The sequence below is a fragment of the Streptococcus orisasini genome (assembly GCF_001431045.1).
GTDB lineage: Bacteria > Bacillota > Bacilli > Lactobacillales > Streptococcaceae > Streptococcus > Streptococcus orisasini.
Genome location: NZ_BCLE01000018.1, coordinates 39,838 through 46,931 on the forward strand (window position 1 = coordinate 39,838; position 7,094 = coordinate 46,931).

The following is a 7,094-nucleotide window of genomic DNA, read 5'->3' on the forward strand; positions in this document are numbered from 1 at the left end:
TGCTAGTACTGTACCAAAGGAGGATGAAAATGAAGGCTATTGTCACTAGACAGCTGACGAAAACATATTCTAATATAACTGCTGTAGATCATCTCGATTTAACGGTTGAACAGGGTGAATTATTTGCCTTGCTTGGTGTAAATGGTGCGGGAAAGACGACAACGATTAAAATGCTGTCTTGTTTAACAAAGCCCACCAGCGGCGATGCCTTTCTGCTTGATGACAGTATTGTTTCAAACCCTCATGCAGTCAAGGAGAAAATCAATATTTCTCCGCAGGAAACAGCAGTAGCCGCTAATTTATCGGTTCTTGAAAATTTGGAGCTTATTGCGGGACTATATGGTCAAAACAGTAAAACGGCAAAGAAAAATGCCTATGAGATAGCCCAAAAATTTGGTTTGGAAAATGAATTGAACAAAAGGGCTAAACACTTATCAGGAGGAATGCAAAGAAGACTTTCTATTGCTCTGGCTCTCATTTCCAATCCACAAATTTTATTTCTTGATGAACCAACTTTAGGGCTTGATGTACTGGCTCGCCGTCAATTATGGACATCAATTAAATCCTTAAAAGGAAAGGTAACCATTATCCTTACAACTCATTATATGGATGAGGTAGAAATGCTCTCTGATCGTGTGGGTATAATGGCAAAAGGGAAATTAAGAGCGGTTGGGACAATCCCAGAGTTAACAGCAAAAACCGGAACCACAAAGCTAGAGGACGCCTTTGTTATGCTTTCAGGAGGTGCACTATGAGAATGTTTTTGTTTGCAAAACGGAATACAAAAGAAATTTTGCGCGATCCCATCACTTTCTTTTTCGGTTTGGGATTCCCTATTATACTATTAGTTTTGCTGTCGATTATCAACGATGCTATTCCATCTGAAGCAAGGAACACGATGTTTCAAATAGAAAACCTTGCACCGGGTCTAGCCATGTTCGGGAGCGTATTTATGGCACTATTTGCGGGGATGCTGCTATCAAAAGATCGCACATCATCCTTTTTAGTGCGGCTGTTTACCTCTCCTATGACGGCATTAGATTTTATTTTGGGATATACTCTGCCAATGCTTGGGATGACAATTGCACAGGCAACAATCACCTTATTGGCAGCAGGAGCCTTTGGGCTTGAAATAAGATTCACTATTTTGTTTGCGATTGTTATAACAGCCATGACTTCTTTGTTGTTTGTAGGAATAGGATTGTTTTTTGGCAGCCTTATGAATGACAAGGCAGTTAGCGGTATTTGCGGAGCTTTGCTGACGAATGTTGCTGGATGGTTATCTGGCGTATTTATTCCTATTGATTTAATAGGTGGTTCCTTCAAAAAAATAACAAGTATTCTACCGTTTTATCATAGCGTAGAGATAATACGGTCAGCTTTAAACGGTCATTTTAATCATGTACTTCCTCATTTATCAAATGTAATGATTTATACAGTAGTCATTTTTGTATTTGCTATTATTGCCTTTCAGTCTAACATGAGTGGCAGGAAAGCATGAAATAAATTAAAAACTGGGAAGATGTCCTATTGCTGATATTGAGCAGTCTCTTTAGGAATCGCATTCCGACTTTTGGTTGGCAGTTGGTTTTTGATTTGTTCATCTTAGGATTATTAAACATCTATTATCTGTATTTGTGCGCAAGAAAAGCTACCTTTAGCATAGCAGACAAAACATCTGGGATTTTAAAACTGTCCTGGGTGTTTTTTCTTGTGATGTGTATGGTCTGGCTGATGAGTCGCGGTAAGAGTAGCTGGTAAAAACTCGTCTAGTATTCCTGCTACCAACCCCTGCACAGTTCATTAGGTGCTTTAAGACTAATAAACCACTCCCGTCTCACTGTCTTTTTTGTTATAATATGATTTTGAAAGGAGGGAGCCTATGTGGTCAATTTTAGGAAATTATGCCTTTTCCCAAACAGGGCTGAACAAGCGCTATCAGCAGGCCAAACAGCTGCTCTTATGGGAAAGTGCAGGGTGGACTAGACAAGATATAAAGCAACTAGCTAAAAGAGATTTGCAGCCAGCTGATTTTTGCATAGGCTCTCAGGTTTTTCAGTTATTGTGGCAAGCTGCTTACGGCAGGAAAAAGGCTGAGAAACTGCTCATGATTGTTTTAGACATGGCTGCTATGCCGAAAGAATTATCTGGTGATTTGCAGGAAAATCAGCAATTAGTCCGCCGTTTTTCAAATGATTTGGCGCCAGATCATGCTTTTTGGCAGGAGTTTTCACATCTGGTTCAAGAAGTTTTTCCAAGGGAGCAACTCAGTACTGACACAAGTTTTGCTAAGCGCATTCACCAGTTTCGCTATGTCATCTCCAGCCAGCAGGCCCAGTATATTCGCCGGCATTTTAAAAGGGCTAAGATAACGGATGAGGAGGCCTTGGCTGCTTTTTTAAAAGGCAAAAAAGGCCAGCGGTTTTGGCGGAAAACGGCTGATTATAGTCTGAATGAGTCTGCCAGACTTCACAACAAACTGGCTTTTAAGAATGGGCAAACGGTTTATCCAGATAATTCTTACCGTGTTAATTTTAAAGTGTTATTACATTTCCATACCGAATTTATCCTTGATAGTGAAGGGTGTTTCCTAAATGAAATTGATGCGGAACAAGTCACGCAAAATGGGATTATTAACGGTGCCAGCTTTAACTATGCTAATAAGGCAGACAAGCGCCATTGGGAGCTGGATGTCAATCCTGCTAAGAAGCATGATCCTGCTTTTAGAACGGCTGTTATTGCTAATAAGGAATATCATTTTAAAGCTCCCAAAGCTGCTTCTAAAAGAAGTCAGGCAAAATCTGTCGAGGACTGGCAAAGGAGTTATTTTAACAAAAAGGGCCTTTATGCCAGCAGACACAAAAGCAATTTTAAGGCGGTTAAAAAGCATGTGCGGCAATTTAAATGGCAGCTTTTCAAACTGAGGTGGAAAAGAAGGTGAGGCTTGCAACTTTTAGGAAATAATTCCCAAAAGTTGTTTAAATTTTGATAAAATAAAGATAGTGTGACGTGCGAAAGGAGATTCTGATGAAAGACATACGCCTGATTGCTACAGATATGGATGGTACTTTTTTAACTCCAGCTGGCAGTTTTAATCATCAGCGCTTAAGGAGGCTGCTGCAAGAATTTAAAAAACAAGGTCTTGTCTTTGCTGTTGCCAGCGGCCGTTCTTTTTTGGCTTTAGATAGGCTTTTTGGGGATTTCAAAGACCAGATTGCTATTATTGCTGAAAATGGCAGTTTGATTCAGTATAAAAATAAAATTTTGTTTGAACATTTTATGTCTAAGGAACAGTATCTAGCCTTGATCGCTAACATTTTGGAAAATCCCTACAATCAAGGCACAGAGCTGCTTTTGTCTGGCAAAAAGGCTGCTTATATTTTGGCTGACAGCCCACAAAGCTATGTGGAAAAGATGCGTTATTATTATGAAAATATCTGCTTGGTGAAAGATTTTGACCATTTGGATGATGATATTTTTAAAATCACGACCAATTTTCCTCCAAAGGACATCAGCAAAGGCACTGCCTGGCTTAATAAAAAGCTACCTCATATGCAGGCTGTGACAACGGGCTTTGAATCCATTGATGTTATCTTACGAGGGGCCAACAAAAGCTTTGGTCTGAACCGTCTCTGCCAAGTTTTAGGCATCGGTTCTGAACAGGTTGTGGCTTTTGGTGATGATTTAAATGATTTTGAAATGCTGACCTTTGCAGGAAGGGCAGTTGCTCCTGAAAATGCACGAGCTGAAATTCGCGAAATCGCAGATGATATTATTGGCCACCATCAAGAAGAATCAGTGATCGCTTATATGGAAGGTATGGTAAGGAATGGCAGAATTTAAATTACTGGCTTTGGACTTAGACGGAACACTTTTTAATACTAAAAAAGAAGTCAGTCCTGCAAACAAGGCTGCTCTCAAAGCAGCACAGGAAAAAGGAGTTAAGGTTGTTATCACGACAGGCCGCCCCTTAAAGGCTATCGAACATTTGCTGGAAGAACTTGATTTAATATCAGAGGACAATTACCTCATCACCTTTAATGGCGGTTTGGTTCAAAAAACAACCGGAGAAATTCTGGATAAGACTGCCATGACACGCAAGCACATTGAAACTATTCAGACAGAGATGGAAAAATTAGCCCTGCCTGTTGATGTGCTGAGCGATGGTATGGTCTACAGCATCAGCAATCAAGACAACCATTCGCTTTATCATATGGCAAATCCTATGCTTAGCTTTAAGGAGATTGATGGCCTCAAACAGCTTCCTGATGTTATTTATAACAAAGTGGTTGTTGTCTATGATGCGGATTTTTTGGATCAGCAGATTAAAAAAATTCCCCAGTATATGTATGAAGAATTCGAGGTCTTTAAATCGCGGGACATTATCTTAGAAATTATGCCTAAAGGTGTTCACAAAGCAGTTGGACTGAATTTGTTGATTAAGCATCTAGGGATTGACCAAAGTGAAGTGATGGCTATGGGAGATGAAGAAAATGACCTGAGCATGCTGGAGTGGGCAGGCTTTGGCGTAGCAATGGCAAATGGTGTTGCTGTTGCTAAGCAAACGGCTGATGCTGTTACCGAGCGAACCAATGACGAATCCGGCGTTGCTGAGGCTATTGAACAATATATTTTGAGCGAGGATTGAAATGGGATTATTTGACCGCTTATTTGGAAAGAAAAAAGAAGAAAATAACTTAGAAACGACAGACATTTCTCAGGCGGCAGAGCAAACAGAAGCTGATGAAAAGCCAGCACAGGCAGACTTGTCAGCTGCGGCAGAAAATCTTTCGGATGCAGAACAAGCACCTGCTGCAGCTGAAGATTTACCTGAGACTGATCAATCAGTGTCTGCTTCTGCTTCTGGAACTGCTTCAGAGATCAATGAGGTTCAGGAGTCAGCAGCTTTAGATTCTATTGAACCAGCAGATCAGCTCACAGAGACATCAGAAGATTCTCCTGAAATTGTCAAAGAAACAGCTGCTGATGAAGAAGTCACGGCTGGTCAGCCTGAGTCAGAGGTAGCAACAGCTGAACCGAAAAGCAGTTCAGCAGACTTTATGGCAGATTACTATGCCCGCAAGGCCGCACTAGCTCAGCAAATCAATCAAGGTTCAGCCGTTCAGCCAGAAACAAAGACAGAAGAGATTCAAGCCGAGGCAGACGTTTCAGAGCAGGAAACAGAGACCAGTCTCTCTCAAGCGGACAAGAGCAGTCAGAAAGAATCTGAGGAAGAAAAATATAACCGCAGTTTAAAGAAAACCCGCACTGGTTTTGGCGCCCGTCTGAATGCCTTTTTGGCTAATTTTCGCAGTGTTGACGAGGAATTCTTTGAAGAACTGGAAGAAATGCTGATTCTGTCAGATGTCGGTGTTCAAGTTGCATCGACTCTGGCTGAGGATTTGCGCTACGAAGCCAAATTAGAAAAGGCTAAAAAACCGGAGGCGCTTCGCCGTGTCATCATTGAAAAACTGGTTGATATTTATGAAAAAGACGGCCAGTTCAATGAAAAAATCAATCTGCAAAATGGTGTCACAGTCATGCTGTTTGTCGGTGTCAACGGTGTTGGCAAAACAACATCTATCGGGAAATTAGCTTATAAGTACAAAAATCAAGGGAAGAAAGTCATGTTGGTTGCAGCTGATACCTTCCGGGCCGGAGCTGTCGCTCAGCTGGTCGAATGGGGCCGCCGTGTGGACGTTCCAGTCATTACAGGGCCTGAGAAGGCAGATCCGGCCAGTGTTGTCTATGATGGGGTTGAAAAGGCTCTGGCAGAAGGTGTTGACATCCTCATGATTGATACGGCTGGCCGTCTGCAAAATAAGGACAATCTGATGGCAGAGCTGGAAAAAATCGGCCGTATTGTCAAGCGTGTCATACCAGACGCACCTCATGAAACGCTTCTGGCTCTCGATGCCTCGACAGGCCAGAACGCTCTTGTACAGGCCAAGGAATTCTCCAAAATAACACCTCTAACAGGTTTAGTTCTGACAAAAATTGATGGAACAGCTAAGGGCGGTGTTGTTCTGGCCATTCGTCAGGAACTTGATATTCCTGTGAAATTTATCGGTTTTGGTGAAAAAATTGATGATATTGGTGAATTTAATTCGGAAGACTTCATGAAGGGACTTTTGGAAGGTTTACTGTAAAATACAAAAAAACTCTCTGACATTTGCTTGAAAGCAGCAAATGTCAGAGAGTTTTTCGATTTATTCATTCTTCTTCAAAGAAGCAAAAAGTATTTTGAAGCAGATAAAGATGAACAGGACTAGGATAAAGAGAGCCCAGAAAATAGTTTTAACACCAGCCGTCATGTTTGGTGCTAGCTGCAAAACCACAGAAGACAGAGCCGTTCCCAGAGCTCCTGCAAACTGCTGCATCATTTGAAAAATAGCAGTAGCATCAGCCGTTTTGTTTCTCGGCAGCTGTGAAATGGCGACTGCCATCGTATTGTTGAAAGACATGTTACGGCCGAATGTAAACATGATATAGACCAGTGACATCAACATGACGGTCAGTGAGTCAGCCCATGAGGCAAAGATGAACAGACTAACAGCAAAGAGAATATTGCCTGCATAAAGAGACAGTTTAGGTCCCTTAATGTCATAAAGTTTTCCAAAAAACGGTGCCAACAGTCCACCCAGAAGAGTTCCCGGCAGCAGCACGAATCCAGCAGCGGTGGTCGAAACATGCTCGACCTGGACTAAAAAATTGGGAATAAGAAAGTTGGAAGCCAAATTTGAAAATTGATAAATAAAAAAAGGAATCAGTCCTAAAATGACAGGAAGCTGCTTCAAAATGCGAATGTCCAGAAAAGGTGTTTCTGATTTTAGAGTTCTTACAACAAACAAAACACAGGCCAGTATGAAAATCAGCAGAGCAAGCCAATTGACAGAACCAGATTCCAAGCCGGAAATCAGAATCAAAAAGAAACTTAGTGTAACTGCCAGCAAGAGAAAGCTAATAAGATCAAAGGGGCGTTTTTCGTCTTTAACCGAATTTTCCAGAACAAAATAACTAATCAAAAAAGCGATAACAGGAACCGGAAGTGTTAAGAGGAAAATCCACTGCCAAGAGAAATGGGCAATCATAAA

The 7,094-nt window shown here is 41.4% G+C and carries 7 protein-coding genes; 6 read left to right on the forward strand and 1 reads right to left on the reverse strand.

Going from position 1 to position 7,094, the window contains the following annotated elements:
* Positions 1–29: 29 nt before the first annotated feature.
* The 6 genes from SCSH_RS03580 (at position 30) to ftsY (ending at position 6,149) form a co-directional block, all read left to right on the forward strand.
* Positions 30–755 carry an ABC transporter ATP-binding protein gene (locus tag SCSH_RS03580; protein ID WP_057490524.1) on the forward strand — a complete coding sequence of 242 codons (726 nt, stop codon included), beginning with the start codon at positions 30–32 and terminating at the stop codon, positions 753–755.
* A complete protein-coding gene (locus SCSH_RS03585) occupies positions 752–1,501 on the forward strand; it encodes an ABC transporter permease (RefSeq protein ID WP_057490525.1) in 750 nt (249 codons plus the stop codon). The genes SCSH_RS03580 and SCSH_RS03585 overlap by 4 nt, the downstream gene beginning before the upstream one ends.
* Before the next feature lie 381 nt (positions 1,502–1,882).
* Entirely contained in the window at positions 1,883–2,941 is a 1,059-nt protein-coding gene (locus tag SCSH_RS03590) for a DUF3114 domain-containing protein (RefSeq protein ID WP_057490526.1), read from the forward strand.
* An 86-nt stretch (positions 2,942–3,027) separates the two neighbouring features.
* On the forward strand, positions 3,028–3,843 hold the full coding sequence (locus SCSH_RS03595; protein ID WP_057490527.1) for a Cof-type HAD-IIB family hydrolase: 816 nt from the start codon (positions 3,028–3,030) through the stop codon (positions 3,841–3,843).
* Positions 3,830–4,648 (forward strand): Cof-type HAD-IIB family hydrolase, encoded by an 819-nt coding sequence (locus tag SCSH_RS03600; RefSeq protein ID WP_057490528.1) that lies wholly within the window; start codon positions 3,830–3,832, stop codon positions 4,646–4,648. The genes SCSH_RS03595 and SCSH_RS03600 overlap by 14 nt, the downstream gene beginning before the upstream one ends.
* A 1-nt stretch (position 4,649) precedes the next feature.
* Positions 4,650–6,149, forward strand: coding sequence for a signal recognition particle-docking protein FtsY (gene ftsY, locus SCSH_RS03605; protein ID WP_057490529.1), 1,500 nt, complete (start codon positions 4,650–4,652; stop codon positions 6,147–6,149).
* Positions 6,150–6,209: 60 nt separating this feature from the next.
* Here the strand turns inward: ftsY and SCSH_RS03610 are convergent.
* The coding region (locus SCSH_RS03610) for an MFS transporter (RefSeq protein ID WP_152972502.1) at positions 6,210–7,094 on the reverse strand (885 nt) is incomplete at its 5' end.

Excerpts from the sequence above, each read along its gene's own strand:
- SCSH_RS03585 (WP_057490525.1), top strand. The coding sequence starts at position 752 with ATGAGAATGTTTTTGTTTGCAAAACGGAATACAAAAGAAATTTTGCGC.
- SCSH_RS03590 (WP_057490526.1), top strand. The coding sequence starts at position 1,883 with ATGTGGTCAATTTTAGGAAATTATGCCTTTTCCCAAACAGGGCTGAAC.
- SCSH_RS03595 (WP_057490527.1), top strand. The coding sequence starts at position 3,028 with ATGAAAGACATACGCCTGATTGCTACAGATATGGATGGTACTTTTTTA.
- SCSH_RS03600 (WP_057490528.1), top strand. The coding sequence starts at position 3,830 with ATGGCAGAATTTAAATTACTGGCTTTGGACTTAGACGGAACACTTTTT.
- SCSH_RS03580 (WP_057490524.1), top strand. The coding sequence starts at position 30 with ATGAAGGCTATTGTCACTAGACAGCTGACGAAAACATATTCTAATATA.
- ftsY (WP_057490529.1), top strand. The coding sequence starts at position 4,650 with ATGGGATTATTTGACCGCTTATTTGGAAAGAAAAAAGAAGAAAATAAC.